At 67.6% G+C, this 25303-nt stretch carries 20 protein-coding genes and 1 tRNA gene; 6 read left to right on the forward strand and 15 right to left on the reverse strand.

Annotated features, from left to right (window positions below; genetic code table 11):
- Positions 1–10 precede the first annotated feature (10 nt).
- From ACREYQ_RS09860 to hrpA, 5 genes are all read right to left on the reverse strand, one after another.
- Positions 11–898 carry an EI24 domain-containing protein gene (locus ACREYQ_RS09860; protein ID WP_432257459.1) on the reverse strand — a complete coding sequence of 296 codons (888 nt, stop codon included), beginning with the start codon at positions 896–898 and terminating at the stop codon, positions 11–13.
- A 149-nt stretch (positions 899–1047) separates the two neighbouring features.
- Positions 1048–2022 (reverse strand): sterol desaturase family protein, encoded by a 975-nt coding sequence (locus tag ACREYQ_RS09865; protein ID WP_432257460.1) that lies wholly within the window; start codon positions 2020–2022, stop codon positions 1048–1050.
- A complete protein-coding gene (locus ACREYQ_RS09870; RefSeq protein ID WP_432257461.1) occupies positions 2022–2882 on the reverse strand; it encodes a polysaccharide deacetylase family protein in 861 nt (286 codons plus the stop codon). The genes ACREYQ_RS09865 and ACREYQ_RS09870 overlap by 1 nt, the downstream gene beginning before the upstream one ends.
- Before the next feature lie 19 nt (positions 2883–2901).
- Positions 2902–3852, reverse strand: coding sequence for a cytochrome D1 domain-containing protein (locus tag ACREYQ_RS09875; RefSeq protein WP_432257462.1), 951 nt, complete (start codon positions 3850–3852; stop codon positions 2902–2904).
- Between the two features lie 211 nt (positions 3853–4063).
- A complete protein-coding gene (gene hrpA, locus ACREYQ_RS09880; protein ID WP_432257463.1) occupies positions 4064–8104 on the reverse strand; it encodes an ATP-dependent RNA helicase HrpA in 4041 nt (1346 codons plus the stop codon).
- A gap of 23 nt (positions 8105–8127) precedes the next feature.
- On the opposite strand from hrpA, the gene argA reads away from it, so the two are divergent.
- Both argA and ACREYQ_RS09890 read left to right on the forward strand, forming a co-directional pair.
- Positions 8128–9582: an amino-acid N-acetyltransferase gene (argA, locus tag ACREYQ_RS09885; protein ID WP_432257464.1), complete on the forward strand. Its 1455-nt coding sequence runs from the start codon at positions 8128–8130 to the stop codon at positions 9580–9582.
- Positions 9583–9680: 98 nt separating this feature from the next.
- On the forward strand, positions 9681–9953 hold the full coding sequence (locus tag ACREYQ_RS09890) for an oxidative damage protection protein (RefSeq protein ID WP_010809445.1): 273 nt from the start codon (positions 9681–9683) through the stop codon (positions 9951–9953).
- A gap of 223 nt (positions 9954–10176) precedes the next feature.
- Here the strand turns inward: ACREYQ_RS09890 and rpiA are convergent, their stop codons facing one another.
- On the reverse strand, positions 10177–10863 hold the full coding sequence (rpiA, locus tag ACREYQ_RS09895) for a ribose-5-phosphate isomerase RpiA (protein ID WP_432257465.1): 687 nt from the start codon (positions 10861–10863) through the stop codon (positions 10177–10179).
- Positions 10864–11029: 166 nt separating this feature from the next.
- Between rpiA and tal the strand changes: the two genes are divergently transcribed.
- Positions 11030–11986 carry a transaldolase gene (tal, locus tag ACREYQ_RS09900; protein ID WP_432257466.1) on the forward strand — a complete coding sequence of 319 codons (957 nt, stop codon included), beginning with the start codon at positions 11030–11032 and terminating at the stop codon, positions 11984–11986.
- A gap of 136 nt (positions 11987–12122) precedes the next feature.
- Here the strand turns inward: tal and ACREYQ_RS09905 are convergent, their stop codons facing one another.
- The 3 genes from ACREYQ_RS09905 to rnr all read right to left on the reverse strand — a co-directional run bounded on the left by ACREYQ_RS09905 (position 12123) and on the right by rnr (position 16342).
- Positions 12123–12890, reverse strand: a complete 768-nt coding sequence (locus tag ACREYQ_RS09905; protein ID WP_432257467.1) for an SIR2 family NAD-dependent protein deacylase — start codon at positions 12888–12890, stop codon at positions 12123–12125.
- Between the two features lie 4 nt (positions 12891–12894).
- Positions 12895–13638 carry a 23S rRNA (guanosine(2251)-2'-O)-methyltransferase RlmB gene (gene rlmB / locus ACREYQ_RS09910; RefSeq protein WP_432257468.1) on the reverse strand — a complete coding sequence of 248 codons (744 nt, stop codon included), beginning with the start codon at positions 13636–13638 and terminating at the stop codon, positions 12895–12897.
- Between the two features lie 100 nt (positions 13639–13738).
- A complete protein-coding gene (gene rnr / locus ACREYQ_RS09915) occupies positions 13739–16342 on the reverse strand; it encodes a ribonuclease R (protein ID WP_432257469.1) in 2604 nt (867 codons plus the stop codon).
- Positions 16343–16412: 70 nt separating this feature from the next.
- Between rnr and ACREYQ_RS09920 the strand changes: the two genes are divergently transcribed.
- From ACREYQ_RS09920 to ACREYQ_RS09930, 3 genes are all read left to right on the forward strand, one after another.
- A tRNA-Leu gene (locus ACREYQ_RS09920) sits at positions 16413–16499 on the forward strand.
- A gap of 363 nt (positions 16500–16862) precedes the next feature.
- The gene (locus ACREYQ_RS09925; protein ID WP_432257470.1) at positions 16863–17297 is read left to right on the forward strand and encodes an Rrf2 family transcriptional regulator; all 435 of its coding nucleotides are present in this window, start codon (positions 16863–16865) and stop codon (positions 17295–17297) included.
- Between the two features lie 65 nt (positions 17298–17362).
- Complete coding sequence (locus tag ACREYQ_RS09930) at positions 17363–17974, forward strand: NAD(P)-dependent oxidoreductase (RefSeq protein WP_432257471.1); 612 nt, start codon at positions 17363–17365, stop codon at positions 17972–17974.
- Positions 17975–18023: 49 nt separating this feature from the next.
- Here ACREYQ_RS09930 and ACREYQ_RS09935 read toward each other — a convergent pair whose 3' ends face one another.
- The 6 genes from ACREYQ_RS09935 to hflX all read right to left on the reverse strand — a co-directional run bounded on the left by ACREYQ_RS09935 (position 18024) and on the right by hflX (position 25148).
- Positions 18024–18590 (reverse strand): phosphoribosyltransferase, encoded by a 567-nt coding sequence (locus tag ACREYQ_RS09935; RefSeq protein ID WP_432257472.1) that lies wholly within the window; start codon positions 18588–18590, stop codon positions 18024–18026.
- Positions 18591–18715: 125 nt separating this feature from the next.
- Positions 18716–20056, reverse strand: a complete 1341-nt coding sequence (locus tag ACREYQ_RS09940; protein ID WP_432257473.1) for an adenylosuccinate synthase — start codon at positions 20054–20056, stop codon at positions 18716–18718.
- Between the two features lie 85 nt (positions 20057–20141).
- The gene (locus ACREYQ_RS09945; RefSeq protein ID WP_432257474.1) at positions 20142–21293 is read right to left on the reverse strand and encodes an ATP phosphoribosyltransferase regulatory subunit; all 1152 of its coding nucleotides are present in this window, start codon (positions 21291–21293) and stop codon (positions 20142–20144) included.
- A 186-nt stretch (positions 21294–21479) separates the two neighbouring features.
- Positions 21480–22388, reverse strand: coding sequence for a protease modulator HflC (gene hflC / locus ACREYQ_RS09950; protein ID WP_432257475.1), 909 nt, complete (start codon positions 22386–22388; stop codon positions 21480–21482).
- A 10-nt stretch (positions 22389–22398) separates the two neighbouring features.
- On the reverse strand, positions 22399–23757 hold the full coding sequence (gene hflK, locus ACREYQ_RS09955) for an FtsH protease activity modulator HflK (RefSeq protein ID WP_432257476.1): 1359 nt from the start codon (positions 23755–23757) through the stop codon (positions 22399–22401).
- Positions 23758–23912: 155 nt separating this feature from the next.
- A complete protein-coding gene (gene hflX / locus ACREYQ_RS09960; RefSeq protein ID WP_432257477.1) occupies positions 23913–25148 on the reverse strand; it encodes a GTPase HflX in 1236 nt (411 codons plus the stop codon).
- Between the last annotated feature and the right edge of the window lie 155 nt (positions 25149–25303).

Here is a 25303-nt window from a genome sequence, read left to right on the forward strand (position 1 = left end):
TGCCCTCGCTTCAGGAATTTTCGATGCGGCGCACGTCGGCCGGCGCCAGGTCGATGACTTCGCCACCGGACGACGGGGCTGCAGGCGGCTGGGCCGGCGCCGCCGCGCGCTCAGCCCGCAGCTGCGCCAGCGCGCGCAGGCAGAAATGGCCGAACCACAGCGCCGAGAAGATAAAGATCAGCACATAAAGCCACAGCGTGCCGGCCAGCACGAACGGGAACAGGAAGATCACCGCCGCCGACGACACCCACAGCAGCGTCGGTGCCGAGCCCAGCAGCCCCACCGCCACCCCGATCACCAGCAACGGCGTGCGGTGGCGCCGCACCAGCGTCTTGCGCTCCTCGGCGCTGGCGTGGTCGGCGAGGGCGTCGTAGGTCATCACGCGGTAGGTCAGCCAGCCCCACAGCACCGGCGGGATCAGCGCGAAGAACGGCGGGATCAGCCACAGCGGCAGCGTCACCAGCACCAGCACCAGGAACACCAGCGTGCTGCCCAGCGACTGGAACACGCTGCCCATGATGCTGCCCCCATGGGCCTTGGCCAGGTCCGGGTAGCTGCGCTCCAGGTGGCGCACCACTGCCGGCACCGAGAACAAGCCGATGAACAGCAGCATGGAGGCGATCACCAGCGGGATCACCAGCGCCGCCACGAACAGCGGCGCCACGATGGTACGCATCGATTGCAGGCCGAACCAGTCCAGCGCGCTGTAGATCCAGCTGGTCAGGACGGAGGTTTCCAGGAAGCTGCGCATGGCGCCCATGATGGGGTCCCAGCCCCACCAGAGCAGGCCGCCCCATAGCAGCGTGGCCAGGACGAAAGGCAGCACGGTCAGCATCAGCATGCGGGGATGCAGCTGGCTGACCAGCGCGCGGCCAAACGAGCGGAAGATATCGTTCATGCAGTCGAAGGCAAACAGGAAAGTCGCGGGGAGCCGGCCAGGTCAGCCATGGGACGGGCCGGCGGCAACCCGAAACACTAGCATACGCCACTTGCCGCCGTGGCGCGCCCTCGCTCGCCGCGGGTGGAGGACTGCCTCGAATGCCGGGTTCAGCGCAGCCGAAGCAGCCGCTTGATGCCGTACCACTGGTGGGACAGGAAGCCCGTGCCGTAGTCGCGGCCCTTGCCCAGCGGAGGCGGCAACTGGTCGCGGATGCCGGTCGGGTGGTAAGTCGCGGTGAAGACCGCGGTGCCGAACAGCATGTCCCACCACGGGAAGATCACGCCGTAGTTGCAGCCGCCCAGTTTGGCCGGCGCGCCGTTGGCCTCATGGCCGATGCCCACGGCGTGATGGGTGCGGTGAAAACGCGGCGAGATCAGCAGCCGCTCGCCGAGGGCGCCGAAGTGCAGCCGCACGTTGGCGTGCTGCAGGCTCTGCAGCAGCTGCGACAGCGCCACCAGCAGCACGTACTGCGACGGCTCCACGCCCACCCCCAGCGCCACCAGCGCAAACACCAGGTCGCGCAGCATGTCGTCCAGCAGGTGGTTGCGGTTGTCGCTCCACAGCGTCATCTGGCGCTGGCTGTGGTGCACCGCGTGCAGCTGCCACCACCAGCGGAAGGTGTGCGACAGGCGGTGATACCAGTAGTCGAGCAGGTCGAACAGCAGCAGGTAGACAAAGAAGCTGACCAGCGGCACGGAGGTCACGCCCGGCCACCAGTCCTCGACATTGACACGGTGCCAGCCCAACAGCCGCAGGTGGCCTTCCAGCGCGTCGGTCAGCGGCGCCAGCAGGAAGAACATGGCCAGCCGGAACAGCCCGAGCCGGTGGATCACGGTGTAGAGGATGTCGGTGCGGACCGCGGCGCGGTCGGCCACCGGCTCGACCGGGCGCCACTTCTCCAGCGGCCCCAGGATCAGCACCATCACGGCGATCTGCACCAGCCCCACCAGCAGCCACTCGGTGCCGGTGAAGGCGTCTTCGGCATAGCCGCCAAACCCGAGGTGGTAGACCACGGGCAGCACCACGTCCTGGAACAGCGTGCCTTCGACCTGGCCGATCCAGCCGTTCAGCGTCTCCCACATTACCGCCTGCCCTCCTTGTGCGCGGCCGGCTGCGGCCTGGCGATCCAGTCGCGGTAGGCCGGGTGCTCGCGCAGCGTCGCAAAGCAGAATCCCTTGCGTTCCAGGCCGGCGAGCAAGGGCTCCAGCACGCCAGGCGCCCACGGGTCCTTGCGCGACCAGATGCCCAGGTGCGCCATGGTGATATCGCCATCGCGCAGGCTGGCCAGCGCGCGCTCCAGCAGCGCCGCGTTGGGGTAGCGGTCGGACGACAGCTCATCGCCAAGGAACCCCGCCGGCGCCCAGCCGACATGGCGGAAGCCGCACTGCTCGGCCCACTGCACCGTCTGCGGCGCGGTGCGCCCGCCGGGGGCGCGCCACAGCGGCACCATGTCGGCGCCGGTCATGCCGTGGAAGGCGTCGGCGCTGCGCCGCAGTTCCTGGCAGAAGGCAGCCGCGTCCATGGCCACGTCCTTGCCGGCCTGCGCGCCGAACTGCGGCCGCATGGTGACCTGGCCGGCGCGCACGCTGCGCAGGTAGACGTGGTCGAAGGTGTGCGTGCCGAAGGCGTGGCCGTCGGCCACCAGCCCCTTCCAGTATGGCGCCCAGGACGGGTCAAGGGAATTGTCCTGGCGCACCGTCGGTTCATTGGCCAGGAAGAAGGTGGCGCGGATATGGTGGCGGCGCAGCGTGTCGGCAATCAACTGCGCCTGGCTCATGCTGCCGGTGTCGAAGGTCAGGTAGAGCGTGCCGGCCGGGCATGCCCTGGCGGCAGGCGTGGGGGCATCCGCCGCCTGCAGCGCGGACGGCAGGCCGCAGGCAAGCGCCAGCGCAGCCAGCAGCTTCCCCAGCCGTCCCGGTCGCGATGCCTTGGTCTCATGCATGGTCCCTGCCCTGCCCGGTTCAGTACAGCGGCGCGCGCGTGCGGAAATAGATGCCGTGCGGCGAGCGCCCGACGCGCACGGTCTTGACCAGCTTGCGGCTGGCCACGTCGATCAGCCCGACCGAGCGCGCCCAGCGGAAGGTCACCCACAGGGTCTTGCCGTCGGCGGTCAGCTCCATGTCGTCCGGGCCCGGCGGCAGGCCGGTGATGTCGCCGACCTTGGTCAGCGTCTGCTGGTCGATGATGCTGATGCTGCCCGTGACGCGGTTGCTCAGGAACAGGTGGCGCTTGTCGCCCACGGCGCGGAAGTTGTGCGCGCCCTTGCCGGTCTGGATCTGCTTGACCACGGTGCGCGTGCGCCAGTCGATCACGGCCACGTAGTCGGCCCCGGTCATGCCCACCAGCAGGTACTTCTGGTCCGGCGTGACCCAGACGCCGGCCGGCGACGAGCCGGTTGCCATGCGCCACATCACGTTCTGCGTGACCAGGTCGATGGCCACCACCTCGTTGGAGTCCTGCAGCGTGATGAAGGCGATGCGGCTGTCGGCGGTAAAGGCGATATGGCTGGGCGTCTTGGCCAGCGGGAACTGCCTGGCCAGCTTCAGCGCCTTGCCGTCCCAGCGGTAGAGATCGACACGGTCAAGCCGGTTGCCGGTGGTGATAAACCACTTCTGGTCCGGCGAGAAGCCGATCTGGTAGGGATCGTCGATATTGGGCACGCGCTGCTGGACCTTGCCCGTGACCGGATCCAGGAACACCAGGTCGTTGCCGACCGCGTTGGCGACAATCAGCGACTTGTCGTCCGGCGTGGCGATCAAATGGTGCGGCTCCTTGCCGATCGGGAAGGTCTCCAGCACCTTCTGCGTGTCCTTGTCGATCAGTGTGACGGTTGCATCACCCGAATTAAGGATCACCACCACTTCCGCCGATGCCGGTGCAGCCAGTAGGCCCAGCGCGAGCGCGCCCGCCATGATCCCACCAGCCACAACACGACGCCACGCAAACTGCAATGCAAACATAAGACCTGCCAGAATAAGACTGAATCGGCGATTCTAACGGTTGAGCGCGGCAATCCGCTGACGTCGCGGCTGATGGCGATCAAGAATTTGGCAGATTGTGGCGCGTTGGCGACCAAACCCGGCTCGCCCCGACATTGCGCCGCATACCTGCCCATGCTTACCATCAGCGCTGCATGGATTCCCACACCTTCTGCAGCCGCTTGACCGACATCGGCACCGGCGTGCGCAGCTCCTGCGCGAACAGTGCGATGCGCAGTTCCTCCAGCATCCAGCGGAATTCCTCCAGCCGCGCATCCTCGCCGCCGCGGCCCTGGGTGCGCAGCTGCTTTTCGGCCCGCTGCCATTGCTGCACCAGCGGCGCCATCTCCTGCATGCGCTGCGTGTCGCGCGCCGGGTCGCCCTTGAGCTTGTCCACCCGCATGGCAATGCCCTTCAGGTAGCGCGGGAAATGAACCAGCTGCGTGTACGAGGTTTCGTCGACAAAGCGCTTGCCCATCAGCCGCCCGAGCTGGGCCTCCATGTCGGCATGGGGCCCGGCGAACGGCTTGGCCTGCAGCAGCTTGCGCGGCAGCCCGGCGTATTCGGCCAGGATGGTCCCCACCAGCCGCGCGATCTCCTGCGCCAACAGCGACAGCCGGGTGCGCCCCTCGTCCTTGCGGGCATTGAACTCGGCCTCGTTGCGCGGCAGCGGCGCCTGCATGCAGGCGCGCTCCAGCGCCAGCATCACGATCTGCTCGCGCAGCATCTCCTGCGTGCCCAGCGTCATGTACTGCATCGCCATCTGCTGCAGGCCCGGGATGTTCTTCTCGATGAACTTGACCTGCTCGCGCAGCTGCAGCGCGAACAGCCGGCGCAGGCCCAGGTGGTGAACGCGGGCGGCTTCCTGCGGGTCGTCGAACACTTCCACGTCGCAGTGCGTGCCGCGGTCGACCAGCGCGGGGTAGCCGAACAGGGTCTGGCTGCCCTTGCGGATCTCCAGCAGCTCGGGCAGCTCACCGAAGGTCCAGCCGGTCAGGCCTTCGTACTTGCCGGGCTCGGCCGCCACTAGCGGCGCCGCCTGCTCCGGGGCCTCGGTTGCTGCCTGTGCGGCCTGTGCCGCGGCTTGCGCGGCCACCCGCTGGAACGACTGCTGCGCCTGCCCGCCCAGCTCGGCGCGCAGCTGGGCCAGGTTGCGGCCCATGTCGAGCTGGCGGCCGTGCTCGTCGATCACCTTGAAGTTCATGGTGTGGTGCGCGGGCAGCGTTTCCAGCTTGAAGTCGGCCCGTTTGACCATGGTGCCGGTCTGCTCGCGGATATCGGCGATCAGCACGTCCAGCAGCTCGCCCACGCCAGACGGCTGGCGCGCGACAAAGCCGGCGGCATAATCCGGCAGCGGCACGCAGTGGCGGCGCAGCTTCTGCGGCAACGACTTGAGCAGCAGGTGCACCTTCTCCTTGATCATGCCCGGCACCAGCCAGTCGGCCCGCTCCTGGCGCACCTGGTTGAGCGCGTACAGCGGCACGGTCAGGGTCACGCCGTCGCGGTGGCTGCCGGGCTCGAAGTGGTAGGTCAGCCCCATGTCGACCCCGGCCACGTTCATGGTCTTGGGGAACAGGTCGGTGGTGATGCCGGCCGCCTCGTGCCGCATCAGCTCGTCGCGGTTCAGGTACAGCAGCTTGCGGTCCCGGGCGCTCTCGGCCTGGTACCACTGCTCGAAGGTGGCCTGCTGGCAGATGTCGGCGGGAATCGCACGATCGTAGAAGGCGTAGATCAGTTCGTCGTCGACCAGCACGTCCTGGCGCCGCGACTTGTGCTCCAGGTTCTCGATCTCGCGCACCAGGCGCTGGTTGTGCGTGTAGAACGGCAGGCGCGTGTCGAACTCGCCCTCGACCAGCGCACGGCGGATAAATATCTCGCGCGCTTCCTGCGGGTTCATCGGGCCGTAGTGCACGCGGCGGTGCTGGTAGACCACCAGCCCGTAGAGCGTGGCGCGCTCCAGCGCCAGCACCTGGCCGGCCTTCTTTTCCCAGTGCGGATCGCTCCAGCTGACCTTGAGCAGGTGGCGGCCCACCTGCTCCAGCCATTCGGGCTCGATGCGCGCCAGGGTGCGCGCGAACAGCCGGCTGGTCTCGACCAGTTCGGCCGCGACGATCCAGCGCCCGACCTTGCGCGCGATCAGCGAGCCCGGCCACAGGTGGAACTTGATGCCGCGCGCGCCCAGGTATTCGCGGCCCTTGCCATCGCCATCCTCGATGCGGCAGCCGACATTGCCCAGCAGGCCCGTCAGCAGCGCCTTGTGCACCTGCTCATAGGTGGGCTCGCTGTCGTTCAGGCGCCAGCCCTGCTCGGTCACCGTGGTCATCAGCTGCGAATGCACGTCGCGCCACTCGCGCAGCCGCAGATGCGACAGGAAGTGGGCGCGGCACTGGTCCTGCAGCTGGCGGTTGGATTTCTTGTGCGCCACCGCGTCCTCGAACCACTTCCACAGCCTGACCCAGCCCAGGAACTCGGACTTCTCGTCCATGAACTTGCGATGGGCCTGGTCGGCGGCTTCCTGCGCCTCCTGCGGGCGGTCGCGCGGGTCCTGCACCGACAGCGCGCTGGCGATGACCAGCACTTCGCGCAGGCACTGGTGCTCGCGCGCGGCCAGGATCATGCGCGCCACGCGCGGGTCCAGCGGCAGCTTGGCCAGCTGGCGGCCGGTGCCGGTCAGCTGGTTGGCGTCGTCGACCGCGCCCAGTTCCTGCAGCAGCTGGTAGCCGTCGGCCACGGCGCGGCCCAGCGGCGGCTCGATAAACGGGAACGACTCGATGTCCGTCAGCCGCAGCGCCTTCATGCGCAGGATGACGGCGGCCAGCGACGAGCGCAGGATCTCGGGGTCGGTAAAGCGCGGCCGGCCGGAGAAATCGGTTTCCTCGTACAGGCGGATGCAAATGCCGTTGGCAACCCGGCCGCAGCGGCCGGCACGCTGGTTGGCGGCCGCCTGCGAGATCGACTCGACCTGCAGCTGCTCCACCTTGTTCCGGTACGAATAGCGCTTGACCCGCGCCAGCCCGGTATCGACCACGTAGCGGATGCCCGGCACCGTCAGCGAGGTTTCGGCGACGTTGGTCGCCAGCACGATGCGCCGTGCATTCGACGGCTTGAACACGCGCTCCTGCTCCTGCACCGAGAGCCGCGCAAACAGAGGCAGGATCTCGGTATGCGGCGGGTGGTGCTTGCGCAGCGCCTCGGCGGCCTCGCGGATCTCGCGCTCGCCGGGCAGGAACACCAGCACGTCGCCGGGGCCGGCGCGGCACAGCTCGTCCACGGCATCGACGATGCCGTCGTACAGGTCGCGCTCGCGCGCCTGTGGGCTGCGCGGCGCGCCGGCGGCGGCCACGTCCCCGGTGATCGGGCGGTAGCGCACTTCCACCGGGTACAGGCGGCCGCTGACCTCGATCACCGGCGCCGGCTTGTCGCCCGAGGCGAAATGCTGGGCAAAGCGCTGCGCATCGATGGTGGCCGAGGTGATGATCACCTTCAGGTCCGGCCGCTTTGGCAGGATCTGGCGCAGGTAGCCGATCAGGAAGTCGATGTTCAGGCTGCGCTCGTGCGCCTCATCGATGATCAGCGTGTCGTAGGCGCGCAGCAGCGGGTCGTTCTGGGTCTCGGCCAGCAGGATGCCGTCGGTCATCAGCTTGACCGACGCACCCGACGACATGGTGTCGTTGAAACGCACCTGGTAACCCACGTGCTCGCCCAGCGGCGTGCCGAGTTCCTGCGCGATGCGCTTGGCGGTCGAGGTGGCGGCAATGCGTCGCGGCTGGGTGTGGCCGATCAGGCCTCCGCCCTCTCGCCCCGGGCCGCGCCCGATCGACAGGCAGATCTTGGGCAGCTGCGTCGTTTTCCCCGAACCGGTCTCGCCCGAGACGATCACCACCTGGCTGGCCAGCAGCGCCGCGGCGATCTCGTCGCGGCGGGCCGATACCGGCAAAGCCTCGGGGAAAATGATCGGCGGCAGCGGGTTGACCGGCCTTGGCGCACGCGGCGGGCGCGGGCCGCGCGGCGGCCGCTGTCCGGCTTCAGCGGCCGGCCGCACAGCGACGGGCTGCGCACGGACGTCCGGCTGCCTGGCCGGGCCTGGGGCCGGCCGGGACTGGGCTGGGGAGGCGGACTGACCGGCACCGGCACGCTGGCGCGGCGCGGCGGGTGGTTTGGGCTTGACGGGGCGTTGTTCTGGCATTGGCCGGGATTATAATCCGCGGGATGAACGCCAGAACCGACGCGCCGCAGACGGCGCCTGCCTCCCCGTCACCCGCCGCCCCCGTGCCGGCGCAGCCGCCCGCCGCGGCTGAACTCCCCTCGCCCGCCTCCGCCTTGCCCGCCACGGCGGACGACCCCGAGCGCAGCGGCCCCGACCACCAGCAGTTCGTCGACTGGCTGCGCATGGTGGCGCCGTATATCCATGCCTTCCGCGGCAAGACCTTCGTGATCGCCTTCGCCGGCGAACTGGTCAAGTCGGGCGTGCTCAACGCGCTGGTCAACGACGTCGCGCTGCTGCACGCCATGGGCATGCAGATCGTGCTGGTACACGGCTCGCGCCCGCAGGTAGAAGAACAGCTCGCGCTGCGCCATGTCGAGTCGCAGTTTGTCGACGGCGTGCGCGTCACCGACAACGCCGCGCTCGAATGCGCCAAGGAAGCCGCCGGCGAACTGCGCCTGGACATAGAGGCCGCCTTCAGCCAGGGCCTGCCCAATACGCCGATGGCCGGCGCGCAGTTGTCGGTGATCTCAGGCAACTTCGTCACCGCGCGCCCGATCGGCATCGTCAACGGCACCGATTACCAGCACACCGGCCTGGTGCGCAAGATCGACGCCGAATCCGTGCGCATGTCGCTGTCGCACGGCAAGGTGGTGCTGCTGTCGCCGCTGGGCTTCTCGCCCACCGGCCAGGCCTTCAACCTGTCGATGGAAGACGTGGCCAGCGCCACCGCCACGGCGCTCAAGGCCGACAAGCTGATCTTCATCACCGAGGTGCCGGGCGTGCCCGACCCGGTCGGCAAGATGATGCAGGAAATGTCCCTGCGCACCGCGGTAGAGCGCCTGCAGAACAAGCACCTGCCGCCGGACGTGGCCAACTACCTGCAGCACCTGGTCAAGGCGCTCAAGGGCGGCGTGCCGCGTGCGCACCTGATCCCCTATTCGCTCGACGGCTCGGTGCTGCTCGAACTGTTCCTGCACGACGGCGTCGGCACCATGCTGTCCGACACCGACCTGGAAAGCCTGCGCGAGGCCACGCTCGACGATGTCGGCGGCATCGTGCAGCTGATCGCCCCGCTGGAGCAGGACGGCACGCTGGTACCGCGCGGACGCCACCTGATCGAGCGCGATATCGCCAACTTCTCGGTGATCGAGCACGACGGCGTGCTGTTCGGCTGTGCCGCGCTGTACGACTACCCGCGCGAAAACATGGGCGAGATGGCCTGCCTGACAGTCTCGCAGGAAGCCCAGGGCACCGGCGACGGCGAGCGCCTGCTCAAGCGCATCGAGCGCCGCGCCCGCGCGCTCGGCCTGGACAAGCTGTTCGTGCTCACCACCCGGACCGAACACTGGTTCCTCAAGCGCGGCTTCGTCCACGCCAACGTCGACGACCTGCCCGAGGACAAGCGCAAGCTCTATAACTGGCAGCGCAAGTCCATGGTGCTGATGAAAAAGCTGTGACACCGTAGGGGCAATCGCCGCCGCGCCGCGGCCGGCCGCCCCGCTTGGCTACAATAGCGCCAGCGCCGAAGCTCTAACGAACATACCAAGGAGTCCCCATGGCCCGCATGGTCCAATGCATCAAGCTGAACAAGGAAGCCGAAGGCCTCGACTTCCCGCCGCTGCCCGGCGAACTGGGCAAGAAGATCTGGCAAAGCGTGTCGAAGGAAGCCTGGGCTGGCTGGCTCAAGCACCAGACCATGCTGATCAACGAAAACCGCCTGAACATGGCCGATGCGCGCGCGCGCCAGTACCTGCTCAAGCAGACCGAGAAGTACTTCTTCGGCGAAGGCGCCGACCAGGCCCAGGGCTACGTGCCGCCGCAGTCCTGATCCGGACCGCCGCATGAAAAAAGGGGGGCCTGAGGCACTAATGCTGTTCAGTTAAGGTATCAAACGCTACTGTCATTCCCGCGCAGGCGGGAATCCAGCGTCTTTCACGTCCCCTTTGGGGATGAAGTCACTGGGTTCGCGCCTGCGCGGGAACGACGGTGGTTAACTGAACGGCATTATGCCTGAGGCACCCCTTTTTGCTTGATGCCGCCGAAGACCCGGCTCAGTAGTCCGTGCGCTGCACGCCGTCGCCGGTGCCCAGCAGCAGCACATCCGCCCCGCGCAGCGCGAACAGGCCCACCGTGACCACGCCCGGCACCTGGTTGACGGTCTGCTCCAGGCCGCGCGGATCGTCGATCTTCAGGCCGACCAGGTCCAGGATCACATTGCCGTTGTCGGTCTTGTAGATGCCGCCTTCCTTGGTCATGCGCAGGCGCGGCTGGCCGCCCAGGGCCTGCAGCTTGCGCGCCACCGCGGCACGTGCCATCGGGATCACCTCGACCGGCAGCGGGAAGGTGCCCATGGTCTGGACCAGCTTGCTGCCGTCGGCGATGCAGACAAAGCGCCTGGCTACCGAGGCGACGATCTTCTCGCGCGTCAGTGCGCCGCCGCCGCCCTTGATCATGGCGCCGCTGGCGTCGATCTCGTCGGCGCCGTCGACATAGACCGGGATCTCGTCGACCTCGTTCAGGTCCAGCACCTTGAAGCCGTGCTGCTGCAGGCGGCGCGTGGAAGCCTCTGAGCTGGACACCGCACCCGCAAAGCGCTCCTTGAACGCCGCCACGGCGTCAATGAAGAGATTGGCGGTGGAGCCGGTGCCCACGCCGAGCACGGCACCTTCGGGCACTTCCTGCTTGACGTAGTCGGCGGCGGCTTGCGCGACCAGCGCCTTGAGTTCATCCTGAGTCATGACAACAGCCAGATTGCGTTGGGGAAACGCGTAGTGTAGCGGATTGCGGCGGCAGGCCATGCAGGCGACGGTACAATGGACCAGACCAGCGTTCCGGGTGCGACCTGCGCGCGCCCTTACGCCCGCGAACGATTTTGCAGACGCTCAAGCAGACGACCAAGCGACCATGAACCAGCTCGAACAACTCAGGCAGTTCACCACGGTGGTGGCCGATACCGGCGACTTCCAGCTGATGAAGCAGTACACCCCGCAGGACGCGACCACCAATCCGTCGCTGATCCTGAAGGCGGTGCAGAAACCCGAATACCGCCACCTGCTGGAGCAAGCCGTGCGCGACCACCACGGCAACGGCGGCGTCGATGCGGTGATGGATGCCGTGCTGATCGCCTTCGGCTGCGAGATCCTGGCGATCGTGCCGGGCCGCGTGTCGACCGAAGTCGATGCGCGCCTGTCTTTCGACACCGCAGCCAGCGTGGCCAAGGCGCGCCACCTGATCCAGCTGTACGAGCAGCGCGGCATCGCGCGCGAGCGCGTGCTGATCAAGATCGCATCCACCTGGGAAGGCATCCGCGCGGCCGAGATCCTGCAGCGCGACGGCATCCGCTGCAACATGACACTGCTGTTCTCGCTGGTGCAGGCGGTGGCGTGCGCCGAGGCCGGCGCGCAACTGATCTCGCCCTTCGTCGGCCGCATCTTCGACTGGTACAAGAAGCAGGCCGGCGAGCAATGGGACGCGGCCGCCAACAGCGGCGACAACGACCCCGGCGTGCGCTCGGTGCGCCAGATCTACGACTACTACAAGAAGTTCGGCTACCCCACCGAGGTGATGGGCGCCAGCTTCCGCAGCACCGCGCAGATCCTGTCGCTGGCCGGCTGCGACCTGCTGACCATCAGCCCCGAGCTGCTGGAGCAACTGGCCGCCGGCCAGGGCCCGGTGGCGCACAAGCTGTCGGTGGACCAGGCCCAGGCCGCCAATATCGCCCGCATCGCGGCGGACGAGCCGTCCTTCCGCTGGCAGCTGAACGAAGATGCCATGGCCACCGAGAAGCTGGCCGAAGGCATCCGCCTGTTCGCGGCCGATGCGGTCAAACTGGAGAAGCTGATCGGCGAGATCGCAAAGTAAGGCGCGCCGGACAGCGAAGCTACCGTCGTTCCCGCGAAGGCGGGAACCCAGTGACTTCATCCCCAAAGGGGCCTTGAAAGACGCTGGATTCCCGCCTTCGCGGGAATGACAGTAGAAATTGACGCATTGGCCCGGCTCAGCCGGCTGCCGGAGCCAGTTGCGGCCACAGCCGCGGCAGGCAGGCGCCGGCCGCTGCACTCAGCACGATATCCGCGGTCTGGTCCAGCGCCGACGGCTGCGGATTGACCACGATCACCGGCGCGCCATGCTCGCGCGCCAGGCCCGGCAACCCCGCCGCCGGATACACCAGCCCCGAGGTGCCGACCACCAGACACAGGTCGCAGGTCTGCGCCGCATGCTCGGCGCGGTAGCGCGCCACGCGCGGCAGGTCCTCGCCGAACCACACCACGCCAGGACGCATCAGCGCGCCGCACAGGCTGCAGCGCGGCGGCATGCCGGGCAGCGCGGTCGCCTCGTTGCAGCGTCCGCACCCATCCAGCCATTTGTTGGCGAACAGGTTGCCGTGCAGTTCGATCACGCCCTCGCTGCCGGCGCGCTGGTGCAGGCCATCCACGTTCTGCGTGACCAGCGTGAAGGGCTTCTGCGCAGCCAGCGCCACCAGCGCATGGTGCGCCGGATTGGGATGCACAGCCGCGACCAGCTCGCGCCGGTGCAGGTACCACTCCCAGACCAGCGCCGGCTGGCGGCGGTAGGCGTCCTCGCTGGCCAGCTCTTCCGGGTCGAACTGTTCCCACAGCCCGGTCATCGCATCGCGGAAGGTCGGCACGCCGGACTCGGCGGAAATGCCGGCACCGGTCAGCACGAAGATGTTGCTGGCCGCGGAGAGCAGCCGGCGCGCTTCCTCAAGCTCTGGCAATCCAGAGAGACCGGTATCAGCAGCCATAGGCTTAGCCCGGCAGGCGCCGCTGGCGCACGGCCTCATACAGGCACACGCCGCTGGCCACGGAAACGTTGAGGCTTTCCACGCCGCCCGCCATCGGGATGCCGACCAGCTCGTCGCAAGTCTCGCGCGTCAGGCGGCGCATGCCCTCGCCTTCGGCGCCCATCACGATCGCGGTCGGGCCCTTGAAGTCGATGTCGTACAGCGACTTCTCGGTGCCGTCGGCGGTGCCGATGACCCAGATGCCGCGTTCCTGCAATTCACGCAGGGTGCGGGCCAGGTTGGTCACGGTGATATAGGGCACGGTCTCGGCGGCGCCGCTGGCGACCTTGGCCACGGTGGTATTGAGGCCGACGCTGCGGTCCTTGGGGGCGATCACGGCATGCGCGCCGGCACCGTCGGCCACGCGCAGGCAGGCGCCCAGGTTGTGCGGATCGGTGACGCCGTCCAGCACCAGCAGCAGCGGCGTGCCTTCGATGCCGTCGAGCAGTTCATCCAGGTTCAGCGCCAGTGCCACGTCTTCGGCACGTGCCACCACGCCCTGGTGGCGGTCGGTGCCGGCCATGCCGCGCAGGCGCTCGGCGTCGACGGGGTGCAGGCGCACGCCCAGGCTTTCGGCCAGGCGCACGAAGTCCTGCATGCGCCGGTCGCGGCGGGCGGATTCGATATAGACATCGGTCACGCCCTTGGCATCTTGGCGCAGGCGTGCGGTGACGGCGTGAAAGCCGATCAGGAGTTTGTTTTTAGCCATGGCGCGATTGTACTCGCCCTCTCGCCCCCGTCCGCTGCTGCGCGAGGCAGGGCAGCGGCCGGGGGGCGAAAGGCGGCGGCCATGGCGGCCGCCGCAGGCTTCAGCGCTTGCGCGGAGTGCGCGGGCTCTTGGCCGGTGTCTTGCCGGCCGGCTTGGCCTGGTGCGACTTGGAGGCCGGCTTGCGCGGCTTCTCCAGGTGCGAAGGCTTGGGCTTGGCCGCGCGCTTGGCCGGCTTGCCGCCGGTCTTCAGATGCGGCTTGAGCGGCGTGATCACGGCCTCGAACACCGGCTGCTCTTCGATCACGCGATCCAGCGTCTCGTCGAACGACTCTTCCGGCTTGGATGAGCCGCCCAGCAGCGCCGCCAGCTGGCGGCCCTTCTTGCGCGCCGGCACCGCGTGGGCGGCGGGCACGCGCGGCTGGGCCTCGGTGCCGCCGGTGCGGGCACGCAGGGTCTTCGCCGACGGCTCCTGCACCAGGCGGAAGTCGATCTTGCGCGCATCCAGGTCCACGCGCGACACCTGCACGCGCACGCGGTCGGTCAGCCGGTAGCGGATGCCGGTGCGCTCGCCGCGCAGTTCGTTGCGGGCCTCGTCGTACTGGAAATAGTCGCTGCCCAGCTCGGTCACGTGGACCAGGCCTTCCACATACAGCTCGTCGAGCTGCACGAAGATGCCGAACGAGGTCACGGCGCTGATGGTGCCGGCGAAGTCGCTGCCCAGCTTGTCGCGCATGAAGTAGCACTTGAGCCAGGCCTCGACATCGCGCGAGGCCTCGTCGGCACGGCGCTCGTTGGCCGAGCAGTGCAGGCCGAGCTCGTCCCAGATGGCCTCGTTGCGCCTGGCGCGCGCCGCGGTCAGCTCTGCCTTCTGCTCGGCGTCCCTGGCCTGCAGCTTGCGCGCCTTGGGCGAGATCGCCGTATTCAGCTCGGTGCCGTGTGCAAACGCCGGCTGGTACTTGGTATGCGCCAGCACCGCCTTGATCGCGCGGTGCACCAGCAGGTCGGGGTAGCGGCGGATCGGGCTGGTGAAGTGCGCGTAGGCCTCGTACGCCAGGCCGAAGTGGCCGATATTGTCCGGGCTGTACACCGCCTGCTGCATCGAGCGCAGCAGCATGGTCTGCAGCATCGGCGCATCCGGGCGGGACTTGATCTTGTCCATCACCTCGGCGTAGTCCGACGCCTGCGGCTTGTCGCCGCCGCCCAGCGACAGGCCGGCGGTGCGCAGGAACTCGCGCAGGTTCTTCAGCTTCTCTTCGCTGGGGCCCGCGTGGATGCGGTACAGCGCCGGGTGCTTGAAGCGTTCGAGGAAGTCGGCCGCGCACACGTTGGCGGTCAGCATGCATTCCTCGATCAGCCGGTGCGCGTCGTTGCGCGTGCGGGGCAGGATCTGCTCGATCTTGCCCTGCGCGTTGCAGACGATATAGGTCTCGGTGGTGTCGAAGTCGATCGCGCCGCGCGCGCGCCGCGACTTGAGCAGGACCTGGAACAGCTCGTACAGGTTCTGCAGGTGCGGCACCAGCTCGCCGCGCTTGTGCGCCTCGGGACCCTTGGTGTTGGACAGCACCGACCAGACCTCGTTGTAGGTCAGGCGCGCCGTCGAATGCATCACGGCCGGATAGAACTGGTAGCCCTTGAGCTCGCCCTTGGCGGTGATCACGGCATCGCACACCATGCACAGGCGGTCCACGTGCGGGTTGAGCGAGCACAGCCCGTTGGACAGCTTCTCCGGCAGCATCGGGATCACGCGGCGCGGGAAGTACACCGAGGTGGCGCGGTCCAGCGCGTCGGCATCCAGCGGCGTGCCCGGACGCACGTAGTGCGACACGTCGGCAATCGCCACGATCAGGCGCCAGCCCTTGGCGCGGCCGATCCTGACCGGCTCGCAATAGACCGCGTCGTCGAAGTCGCGCGCGTCTTCGCCGTCGATGGTCACCAGCGGGATGTCGCGCAGGTCGATACGGTGGTCCAGGTCGGCCTGGCGCACCTCGTCGGGCAGCCCGGCGGCTTCCTGGGCGGCCGCCGGCGAGAACGCGTGCGGCACGCCGTACTTGCGCACGGCGATCTCGATCTCCATGCCGGGATCGTCGATATCGCCCAGCACCTCGACCACGCGGCCCACCGGCTGCGCGTAGCGGTCGGGGTATTCGATCAGCTCGACGCTGACCACCTGCCCCACCCGTGCCTTGCCCTGCGCCTTGGGCGGGATCAGGATGTCCTGGCTGATGCGCTTGTCTTCGGGCGCCACCACCAGCACGCCGCCCTCGCTGAGCAGCCGGCCGATGACATAGCGGTTGGCGCGCTCGATGATCTCGACGATCTGCCCTTCGGGGCGCCCGCGCCGGTCATAGCCCATCACGCGCACCTGCGCGCGGTCGTTGTGCATGGCCTTCTGCAGCTCGCGCTCGGGCAGGAAGATATCGTCCTCGCCGTCGTCGCGGATCAGGAAGCCGAAGCCGTCGCGGTGGCCCTGCACCCGGCCGGTGACGAAGTTGGGCTGATGGGCCAGCTCATAGCGGCCCTTGTGGTTCAGCTCGATCTGGCCGTCGCGTTCCATCGCCGCCAGGCGCTTCTGGAAGCCGTCGTGTTCCTTGCGCGTGACGGCCAGGGCCTTGGCGATATCGCCGGCCGACTGGGGGGATCCCGACGTTCTCAGCACGCCCAGGATTTCTTCCCGGCTGGGGATCGGATAGTTGTTCTGATTCAATTTTTTCTGGAAACTATTTGACAAAATTCTCGCGCTCTCTATAATGAGCGCTTCGGTTGTTTCGACACCTGCCCAGGTGGCGGAATTGGTAGACGCACTAGGTTCAGGTCCTAGCGGTGGCAACACTGTGGAGGTTCGAGTCCTCTCCTGGGCACCAGATCAACGGAAAACCCGCAGCGCTTTCAAGCCCTGCGGGTTTTTTGTTTTTGACGCCTGTTTTGCGCATCAGATCCGGCAACTTGCACTCCTTGCTTGGCGGCCTTGCCGCGATGTCATCACTGCGAGCGTACGGGTTTTTTCCCGTCCGTGAAACCGCGCACCGTACCCCGCGCGGCAGCCGAACCACAAGGGTACGGCAATGTCGAGGAGTGTAACAGCTTCAGTGGCGATTCCGGCATTCCACCGGCCACTTCGGCGTATCACCGACTCCCCTGCCTGCATTCTTGCCCCTTGCTTGACAAGCGCGTCGATGTGTAACTATCATGGTTTCACATTGACCCCGACATCCTGAGTCCAAGCAGTGAGCACCAGCAGCCGGTTCGCCGTGGCGGTCCATATCCTTACTCTGCTCGCCAGTTCGGCGCAGCCGGTGCCGTCGTCGCTGATCGCCGGCAGCGTTGGCACCAATCCGGCGCTGATCCGGCGGCTGGTGAGCCAGCTCGCCGAGGCCGGGCTGGTGACGACCACCATGGGCAGCACCGGCGGCGCCACGCTGGCGCGCCCGGCAGCCTCCATCACGCTGCTGGACGTGTTCCGCGTGGTCGAGACCACTGCGCTGATCACGCTGCACCAGAGCGCGCCCAATCCGGCCTGCCTGGTCGGACGCGAGATCACCGGTGCGCTTCGCAAGGTCGCTGACCGCGCGCAGGCGGCCATGGACGATACCCTTGCCGGCATCACCATCGCCAGCATGCTCGCCGATGTCGAAGGCAGCAGCCAGCGCCGCAAGCGCTGATTTTTTTATCCCGATATGTAACCACATTGGTTTCATATCAACCCCACCCGAAAGAAGGAATGACCATGAAGATCGCAATCATCGGCGCCACCGGCCGCGTTGGCACGCGCCTGACCGACGAAGCCGTGCGCCGCGGCCACCAGGTGACCGCCATTGCGCGCCAGGCCAGCAATCTGCCCGCACGCGCAGGCGTGACCAGCAAGGACGTGGATGCGACCGACAGCGCCGCACTGGCCGCGGCCCTGGCCGGCAGCGACGTCGTCATCAGCAGCGCGCGCTTCGCCCAGCTGAACGCGCAGCAGGTGACCTCGGCAGTGCGCCAGGCCGGCGTGCCGCGCCTGCTGGTGGTGGGTGGTGCCGGCAGCCTCTATGTCGCACCGGGCGTGCAGCTGGTCGATACCCCGAACTTCCCCGATGCCTACAAGCCCGAGGCGCTCGCGGGCCGGGATTTCCTGAACGCGCTGCGCGGGGAACAACAGATCGACTGGACCTTCCTGTCGCCATCGGCGCTGTTCGAACCGGGCGAGCGCACCGGCAAGTTCCGTATCGGCGAGGAAAACCTGCTGAGCGACGCAGCAGGCAAGAGCTGGATCTCGATGGAAGACTACGCCATCGCGATGCTCGACGAGATCGAGAAGCCGGCGCATTCGCGCCAGCGTTTCACGGTCGGCTACTAAGCCGGCCACCGGGCCCCGCCTGCCAGCGGCGGGACCCGGCGCAAGCGCATCAGGCCTGCGCGCCGTCGTCCTGGGCAGCGCGCTTGCCGCGCTTGAGCCAGGCGGCCAGGTTGTGCGGACGCAGCGTGTCGTACTCTTCAAACGGCTGGTGGATCCAGGGGTTCGACGGCAGGAAGGTCACGTGATAGTCCGGCTCGACTTTCGAGCAGGCCTTGTGCCACAGCACCGCCGAACGCACTTCGGTCACGGCCGGATAGCGTTCCTTCAGGTGGCGGCCCACGCGTTCGAGCGTGATGCCCGAATCCACCAGGTCGTCGACCAGCAGCACCCGGCCGGTCAGTTCGCCGCGGGTCATGGTGATGTACTGCGCGATATCCAGGTCGCCCTGCTGCGTGCCCGCGGCTTCGCGGTAGCTGCTGGTGGCCAGGATGGCCAGCGGCACGTCGAAGATGCGCGACATCTGGTCGCCCACGCGCAGCCCGCCGCGCGCCAGGCACAGGATCTTGTCGAACTTCCAGCCCGACTCATGCACGTTCAGCGACAGGCGTGCGATCAGGCGATGGTATTCGTCCCAGGAAACCCACAGGTTCTCGTCATCGTTCGTTGGCAGGTTCATCGTTTTACTCTTTGTATCGTCCGGTCGGTTGACCGATATGGCACGGCCCGCTTGCGCGGGCCGATTTAATTCTGGCGGGCCGCAGCGCTCGTGGCGCGCGGCCTTGTGGGGGCACTGCCGGCGGGTCAGGCCTTGTACGGGTGACGCAGCAGGATGGTCTCGTCGCGGTCCGGGCCGGTCGAGATCATGTCGATCGGAATGCCGACCACTTCTTCCACGCGCTTCAGGTAGACGCGGGCCTGCTCGGGCAGCGCGTCCCACGCCTTCACGCCGAAGGTCGACTCGTTCCAGCCGGGGAATTCCTCGTAGACCGGCACGCAACGCGCCACCGCGTCGGAGCCGCGCGGCAGGATGTCGACGGTCTTGCCGTCCAGCTCGTAACCCACGCACAGGTTGATGCTTTCCAGGCCATCCAGCACGTCCAGCTTGGTCATGCACAGGCCGGACACGCCGTTGATCTGCACCGAGCGCTTGAGCGCGGCAGCATCGAGCCAGCCGGTGCGGCGCGGACGGCCAGTCACCGAACCGAATTCCTTGCCGACGTTGGCCAGGCGCACGCCGACCGGGTCCTGGCGCGACGGGTTGTCGTTGTCGTACAGCTCGCTCGGGAACGGGCCGGCGCCCACGCGAGTGCAGTAGGCCTTGGTGATGCCCAGGATGTAGTTCAGGCGGCCCGGGCCCACGCCGGCGCCCGCTGCGGCCGCACCGGCCACGCAGTTGCTCGAGGTCACGAACGGATAGGTGCCGTGGTCCACGTCCAGCAGCGTGCCTTGCGCGCCTTCGAACATCAGGTTGCCGCCGGCGGCGTTGACCGCGTACAGCTCGGCCGACACGTCGGCCACCATCGGCGCCAGGCGCGGCGCGTAGGCCAGCGCGTCGTCCAGGGTCTGCTGGAAGTCCACGGCTTCCGCGCCCAGGTACTGGGTCAGCATGAAGTTGTGGTAATCCAGGTTCTCGCGCAGGCGCTCGGCGAACTGCTGCGGATCGAACAGGTCCTGCACGCGCAGCGCGCGGCGGGCTACCTTGTCTTCATAGGCCGGGCCGATGCCGCGGCCGGTAGTGCCGATCTTGGCCGCGCCACGGCGGGCTTCGCGCGCCTTGTCGATGGCAACGTGGTACGGCAGGATCAGCGTGGCGGCCTCGGAAATGCGCAGGCGGCTCTGCACCTGCAGGCCGGCGCCTTCGAGTTCTTCGATTTCACGGAACAAAGCTTCGGGCGACAGCACCACACCGTTGCCGATGTAGCAGACCGTGCCTTCGCGCATGATGCCCGAGGGGATCAGACGGAGAATGGTCTTCTTGCCACCGATGATCAGCGTGTGGCCGGCGTTGTGGCCACCCTGGAACCGCACCACGCCCTTTGCATGGTCGGTAAGCCAATCGACGATTTTTCCTTTGCCTTCGTCACCCCACTGGGTGCCGATCACGACGACATTGCGTCCCTGGCCTACTGCGGATGCGGACATATTGCTTTGGTCAATAGGTTAAAAACGTATTCTACTCTTGTTGCCGGGCGATTCTCGATTTTTGGGCACGCCCGGCGCACAGGCGTCAGCGCGGCACCACGGCCCAGCCGGCGTCCTGGCGCACCAGTTGCCGGTCGCAGTTGAATTCATCCAGCTCGTGGGTGTGGCCGGGCAGCGACTGGATCACGACCTCGCCGGCCGCACGCAGCGCGGAAATAGTGGCCCGAAGTGCCGGGTCCGCATCCCAAGGCGCGAAGATGGCCAGGGCGCGCACCTCGACGGGTGACAGTGATGCCACTTCGCGCAAGTCGAGCGAGAAACCGGTTGCCGGACGGGCGCGGCCAAACGCCTCGCCCACCTTGTCATAACGGCCGCCACGCGCCACGTAGTTGGGCAGGCCGGCAACATAGGCTGCGAACATCACACCGCTGTGATAGTGGTAACCGCGCAAATCCGACAGGTCGATATTCACGCTGGCACCGCGCACCTGCACCGCCAGTGCCGCCAGCTCATCCAGCGCGCGGCCGATGGCCGGGCTGGCCGGCAGCGTCGCGCGCGCGCGCTCGATCACGTCGACGCCGCCATACAGCGTCGGCAACGCCAGCAAAGCATCGCGCTCGGTCTGCGGCATGCCCGCGGTCAGTTCGCGCAGCGCCGGCACGTCCTTGGTTTCCAGCGCGGCAAAGAGCGCGTCCTCGATCTTGCGGATCGACGGCAGGCCGGCCAGCAACGCCTCGAGGATGCCGGCATGGCACAGGTCGATGCGGATCTCCGACAGCCCCGCCGCCGTCAGTGCGGCCAGCATCAGTTCCTGGATCTCGACGTCGGCTTCCAGGCCGGCATGGCCATAGATCTCGGCGCCGATCTGGATCGGCTCGCGCGTGGCATGGAAACCCGCCGGGCGCGCATGCAGCACGTTGCCGGCGTAGCACAGGCGGGTCACGCCCGGGCGGTTCAGCAGGTGGGCATCGATGCGCGCGACCTGCGGCGTGATATCGGCGCGCAGGCCCATGGTGCGGCCCGACAGCTGGTCCACCAGCTTGAGCGTGCGCAGGTCCAGGTCATGGCCGGTGCCGGTCAGCAGCGACTCCAGGTATTCCAGCATCGGCGGCATCACCAGCTCGTAGCCGTACGTGCGGAACAGGTCGAGCATGCGGCGGCGCAGCTCTTCGATCTTGCGCGCTTCCGACGGCAGCACGTCGGCAATGTTTTCTGGCAGCAGCCAATGATTGGACATGGTGAATCTCTTCTCGGTCATTCGGTTGCCCGCGGGCGCAGGGCCCGCAGGTGCCGGGCCTTGCCCGGAAACTCAATGTTGCGGGCGCCGCGCGCCCGCGCCATCACATGGCGATGATGGCTCCAGCCGGACAAAACCCCGGCAAGCCGGGGTTTCGTCAATTCGCCACACGGACAAGCGACGGTGCTAGCGCTTGCCTCCGGCGCCGCCCGGTGCCGCCGCGGCGGCACCGCCGCTGGAGCGCATGTAGCGGAAGAAGTCCGAGTTGGGCTCCAGCACCAGCACATCGCGCTTGTCGCGGAAGGTGTTGCGGTACGCTTCCATGCTGCGCCAGAACTGCGCGAACTGCGGGTCGCGGCCAAACGCCTCGGCATAGATCTGCGACGCCTTGGCATCGCCCTCGCCCTTGATCACCTGGGCGTCGCGATAGGCCTCGGCCAGCACCACTTCACGCTGGCGGTCGGCATCGGCGCGGATCTTCTCGCCCTCGGCGGCGCCGGTGGAGCGCAGCTCGTTGGCCACGCGCTTGCGCTCGGCCTCCATGCGGCGGTACACCGATTCGCTGATCGCGGGCAGCAGGTCGACGCGCTTCAGGCGCACGTCCAGGATCTCGACGCCGACCGACTTGGCGTACTCGCTCATGCCGTTGCGGATGGCCTGCATCACCTGCTCGCGCTCGCCGGCAACCACGTCGGCCACGGTGCGCTTGCCGAACTCCTCGCGCGCCACCGAGTCGATGCGCTGGGTCATGCGGTCCTGCGCGCCGCGCAGGTTGCCGCCGAAGGCGACGAAGAACTTGCGCGGATCGGTGATGCGCCATTTGACGAACCAGTCCACCACCATGCTCTTCTTCTCGGCGGTCAGGAAACGCTCGTTGGCGGCCGCATCGATGGTCTGCAGGCGGCGGTCCATGAACACCACGTTCTGGAACGGCGGCGGCAGCTTGAAATGCAGGCCCGGCTCACGCACCACCTGCTTGATCTCGCCGAAGGCGAACACCACGGCGAACTGGCGCTGGTCGACCACGAACAGCATCGACGACACCACGGCCAGCAGGATGAAAAGGCCAATCGCGAAGGAAATCAGTCGGTTCATGACGGTCTCCTCAGCGCGAGTCGCGGTCGCGGTTGCGCAGCGATTCGCGCGAACGGATGTCCGTCGATGCATCCGGCGTCGGTGCCGGCGTGCTCGCGGCACCCGGCTGGCCCGGTTGCGGCGCGGCGCGGCTGTCGGCCTGCGCCATCAGCTTGTCCAGCGGCAGGTAGAGGAGATTGTTGCCCTGGCGCGAGTCGACCAGCACCTTGGTCGAGTTGGAGTAGATCTGCTGCATGGTTTCCAGATAGATGCGGTCGCGCGTCACCTGCGGCGCCTTGGCGTATTCGGTCTGCACCGAACGGAAGCGCGAGGCATCGCCCTCGGCCTGCGCCACTACCCGTGCGCGATAGGCTTCGGACTCTTCCTTCAGGCGCGCCGCGGTACCCTTGGCGCGCGGAATGACGTCGTTGGCATAGGCCTGGCCTTCGCTGATCGCGCGCTCGCGGTCCTGGCTGGCCTTGTTGACGTCGTCGAACGCGGCCTGCACCTGCTCGGGCGGCTGCACGCTCTGCACGTTGACGGAAATCACGCGGATGCCGGTCTTGTACGCCGTCAGGATGGCCTGGATCGATTTGGCCAGACCCTGCGCGATCTGCTCGCGGTTCTCGTACAGCACCGCGTCCATCTTGTTGCGGCCCACGATCTCGCGCACCGAGGTCTCGGCGGCCTGCGTCACCAGCTCTTCATCGCCACCGCGGTCGGTCTTGTTGTAGAACAGGAATTCGGTTGCGTCCTGGATCACGTACTGCACGGTAAAGCGCACGTCGATGATGTTCTCATCCTGCGTGAGCATCGACGCGTCCTTCAGGTTGCTGTCCTTGATCGAGGTGGCGCGCCCCACCTCGACCGAACGCACGGCCGACAGGTTGACGATCTCGGCCGACTGCAGCGGCCAGGGCATGCGCCAGTTGATGCCGGGGCCGGTGGTGTACTTGAACTTGCCGAACTGCAGGATCACCGCGGTCTGGCCTTCCTGCACCATGAAGAAGCCGCTGGCCAGCCAGATGCCGACCACGGCCGCCACCAGTACGCCGGCGCCCACGCCCGAGCCCTTGCCCGGCGTGCGCGGGCCGCCGAAGCCCTGGTTGCCGCCACCGCCGTTTTCCTTGCGGCCGAGCAGGCCGTTCAGGCGGCGGTTGAAGTCGCGCCACAGTTCATCCAGGTCGGGCGGGCCGCCATCCTGCTGCGGACGCTGGTTCTGCTGGCGGTTGTCGTCGCGGCCATCCTTCTTGTCATCGTCCTGACCGTCCCGACCCCAGCGCGGATCGTTCAGCGAGAAGATGGCGCGCAGGCGCTGCCAGCCCGCGCTCAGCGCGAAGCGGCCGCCTGGTGTCAGGCTCGAATCAGCATTCCGGGGAAACTGGGGCATGAAGTGCACGGGTCCGGGGAAGTTTGTAACAGGGGGATTCTAGCAGTCATCTGCGCCACTTTTGGCCAATTCGCGCAATCCGGGCAGTAATCGCACCGGAATTGGGCAGAACCGCCACCGAACTTGCGCCGACCTTGCGGCGCACGGCGGCCGGGCTAAGGCCTGCGCGGATCCCCCGCATCGGCGTCGTCGCTGCCGTCAGCCGCGCCGGCATCGTCGTACTGCGGCACGTCGCCCAGGCGCGGATCGTAAGGCTCCGGTTCGGGCGGGCGGGTGGCCAGCCATTGCGCCAGCTCGACCACGGCCTCGCGCAGCGAGTCCAGCCCCAGCCCCTCGCGCGCGCTCAGGAACACGCGGGTGGGAACACCGTCCTCGTCGCGCTCGATCAGCGGGCCCTGGTCCATCAGCTCGGGCGCCGCGTCGATCTTGTTCATCACCACGATCTGCGGGATGTCCAGCGCGTTGATTTCCGCCAGCACGCGGTTGACCTGCTCGATCTGCTCGTGGCGCACCGGGCTCGATGCATCCACCACATGCAGCAGCAGGTCGGCATGCACGGTCTCGTCCAGCGTGGCGCGGAACGCTGCCACCAGCTGCGTCGGCAGGTCGCGGATAAAGCCGACCGTGTCGGACAGCACCACGTTGCCCAGCCCGTCCAGGAACAGCCGGCGCGAGGTCGTGTCGAGCGTGGCGAACAGCTGGTCGGCCGCATAGGCGCCTGCCTTGGTCAGCGCGTTGAACAGCGTCGACTTGCCCGCGTTGGTATAGCCCACCAGTGAAATGCTGAGCGTGTCATTGCGGGCGCGGGCGCGCCGCTGCGTGCTGTGCTGGCGCTGCAGCCGCGACAGATCGGACTTGAGCCGCTTGGCGCGCTCGTCCAGCATGCGGCGGTCCAGTTCGAGCTGGCGCTCGCCGGGGCCGCCGCGCATGCCGATACCGCCCTTCTGCCGCTCCAGGTGGCTCCACGCGCGGACCAGCCGCGACGCGCGGTACTGGACCTGCGCCAGCTCCACCTGCACCTTGCCGACGTGGCTCTGCGCGCGTTGCCCGAAGATATCCAGGATCAGGCCGGTACGGTCGATCACGTGGCGGTTCAGGAATCGTTCGAGATTGCGCTGCTGCGCCGGGCTCAGGGCGTGGTTGAAGACGACCACGTCGGCGTCCAGCGCGTCGGCGGCCTCCTTCAGCTCCTCGGCCTTGCCAGAGCCGATGAACAGCGCCGGGTCCGGCCGCGAGCGGCGGCCCGTCAGCGTATGCACCGGCAGCGAACCGGCGGTTGAGGTCAGCAGCGCCAGTTCGCTGAGGCTTTCCTGGAAATCATGCTTGCCGAAGTCGACGCCGACAAGGATCGCGCGCGACGGGGCGGTATTGGAAGTGGCTCTGGGGTCCAAGGGAGGGCGCGGATGCGCAGGGAAATACGGGTTCAGGGGGAAGGCTGGCGGATGTCGGACACTGTCCTGGCCCCTGCCGGGACAGGCCGCCGCATGGTGCGGAACGTGGCGGCAGCGGCGGCTGCATTGGCAACCGCCGGACCGCGCAGCACCGG

The organism is Cupriavidus sp. TMH.W2 (assembly GCF_050847365.1).
Taxonomy (GTDB): Bacteria; Pseudomonadota; Gammaproteobacteria; order Burkholderiales; family Burkholderiaceae; genus Cupriavidus.

Bases quoted from the DNA above. Each gene is read 5' to 3' on its own strand.
- ACREYQ_RS09860 (WP_432257459.1), bottom strand. From the start codon at position 898: ATGAACGATATCTTCCGCTCGTTTGGCCGCGCGCTGGTCAGCCAGCTG.
- ACREYQ_RS09865 (WP_432257460.1), bottom strand. From the start codon at position 2,022: ATGTGGGAGACGCTGAACGGCTGGATCGGCCAGGTCGAAGGCACGCTG.
- ACREYQ_RS09870 (WP_432257461.1), bottom strand. From the start codon at position 2,882: ATGCATGAGACCAAGGCATCGCGACCGGGACGGCTGGGGAAGCTGCTG.
- ACREYQ_RS09875 (WP_432257462.1), bottom strand. From the start codon at position 3,852: ATGGCGGGCGCGCTCGCGCTGGGCCTACTGGCTGCACCGGCATCGGCG.
- hrpA (WP_432257463.1), bottom strand. From the start codon at position 8,104: ATGCCAGAACAACGCCCCGTCAAGCCCAAACCACCCGCCGCGCCGCGC.
- argA (WP_432257464.1), top strand. From the start codon at position 8,128: ATGAACGCCAGAACCGACGCGCCGCAGACGGCGCCTGCCTCCCCGTCA.
- ACREYQ_RS09890 (WP_010809445.1), top strand. From the start codon at position 9,681: ATGGCCCGCATGGTCCAATGCATCAAGCTGAACAAGGAAGCCGAAGGC.
- rpiA (WP_432257465.1), bottom strand. From the start codon at position 10,863: ATGACTCAGGATGAACTCAAGGCGCTGGTCGCGCAAGCCGCCGCCGAC.
- tal (WP_432257466.1), top strand. From the start codon at position 11,030: ATGAACCAGCTCGAACAACTCAGGCAGTTCACCACGGTGGTGGCCGAT.
- ACREYQ_RS09905 (WP_432257467.1), bottom strand. From the start codon at position 12,890: ATGGCTGCTGATACCGGTCTCTCTGGATTGCCAGAGCTTGAGGAAGCG.
- rlmB (WP_432257468.1), bottom strand. From the start codon at position 13,638: ATGGCTAAAAACAAACTCCTGATCGGCTTTCACGCCGTCACCGCACGC.
- ACREYQ_RS09930 (WP_432257471.1), top strand. From the start codon at position 17,363: ATGAAGATCGCAATCATCGGCGCCACCGGCCGCGTTGGCACGCGCCTG.
- ACREYQ_RS09935 (WP_432257472.1), bottom strand. From the start codon at position 18,590: ATGAACCTGCCAACGAACGATGACGAGAACCTGTGGGTTTCCTGGGAC.
- ACREYQ_RS09940 (WP_432257473.1), bottom strand. From the start codon at position 20,056: ATGTCCGCATCCGCAGTAGGCCAGGGACGCAATGTCGTCGTGATCGGC.
- ACREYQ_RS09945 (WP_432257474.1), bottom strand. From the start codon at position 21,293: ATGTCCAATCATTGGCTGCTGCCAGAAAACATTGCCGACGTGCTGCCG.
- hflC (WP_432257475.1), bottom strand. From the start codon at position 22,388: ATGAACCGACTGATTTCCTTCGCGATTGGCCTTTTCATCCTGCTGGCC.
- hflK (WP_432257476.1), bottom strand. From the start codon at position 23,757: ATGCCCCAGTTTCCCCGGAATGCTGATTCGAGCCTGACACCAGGCGGC.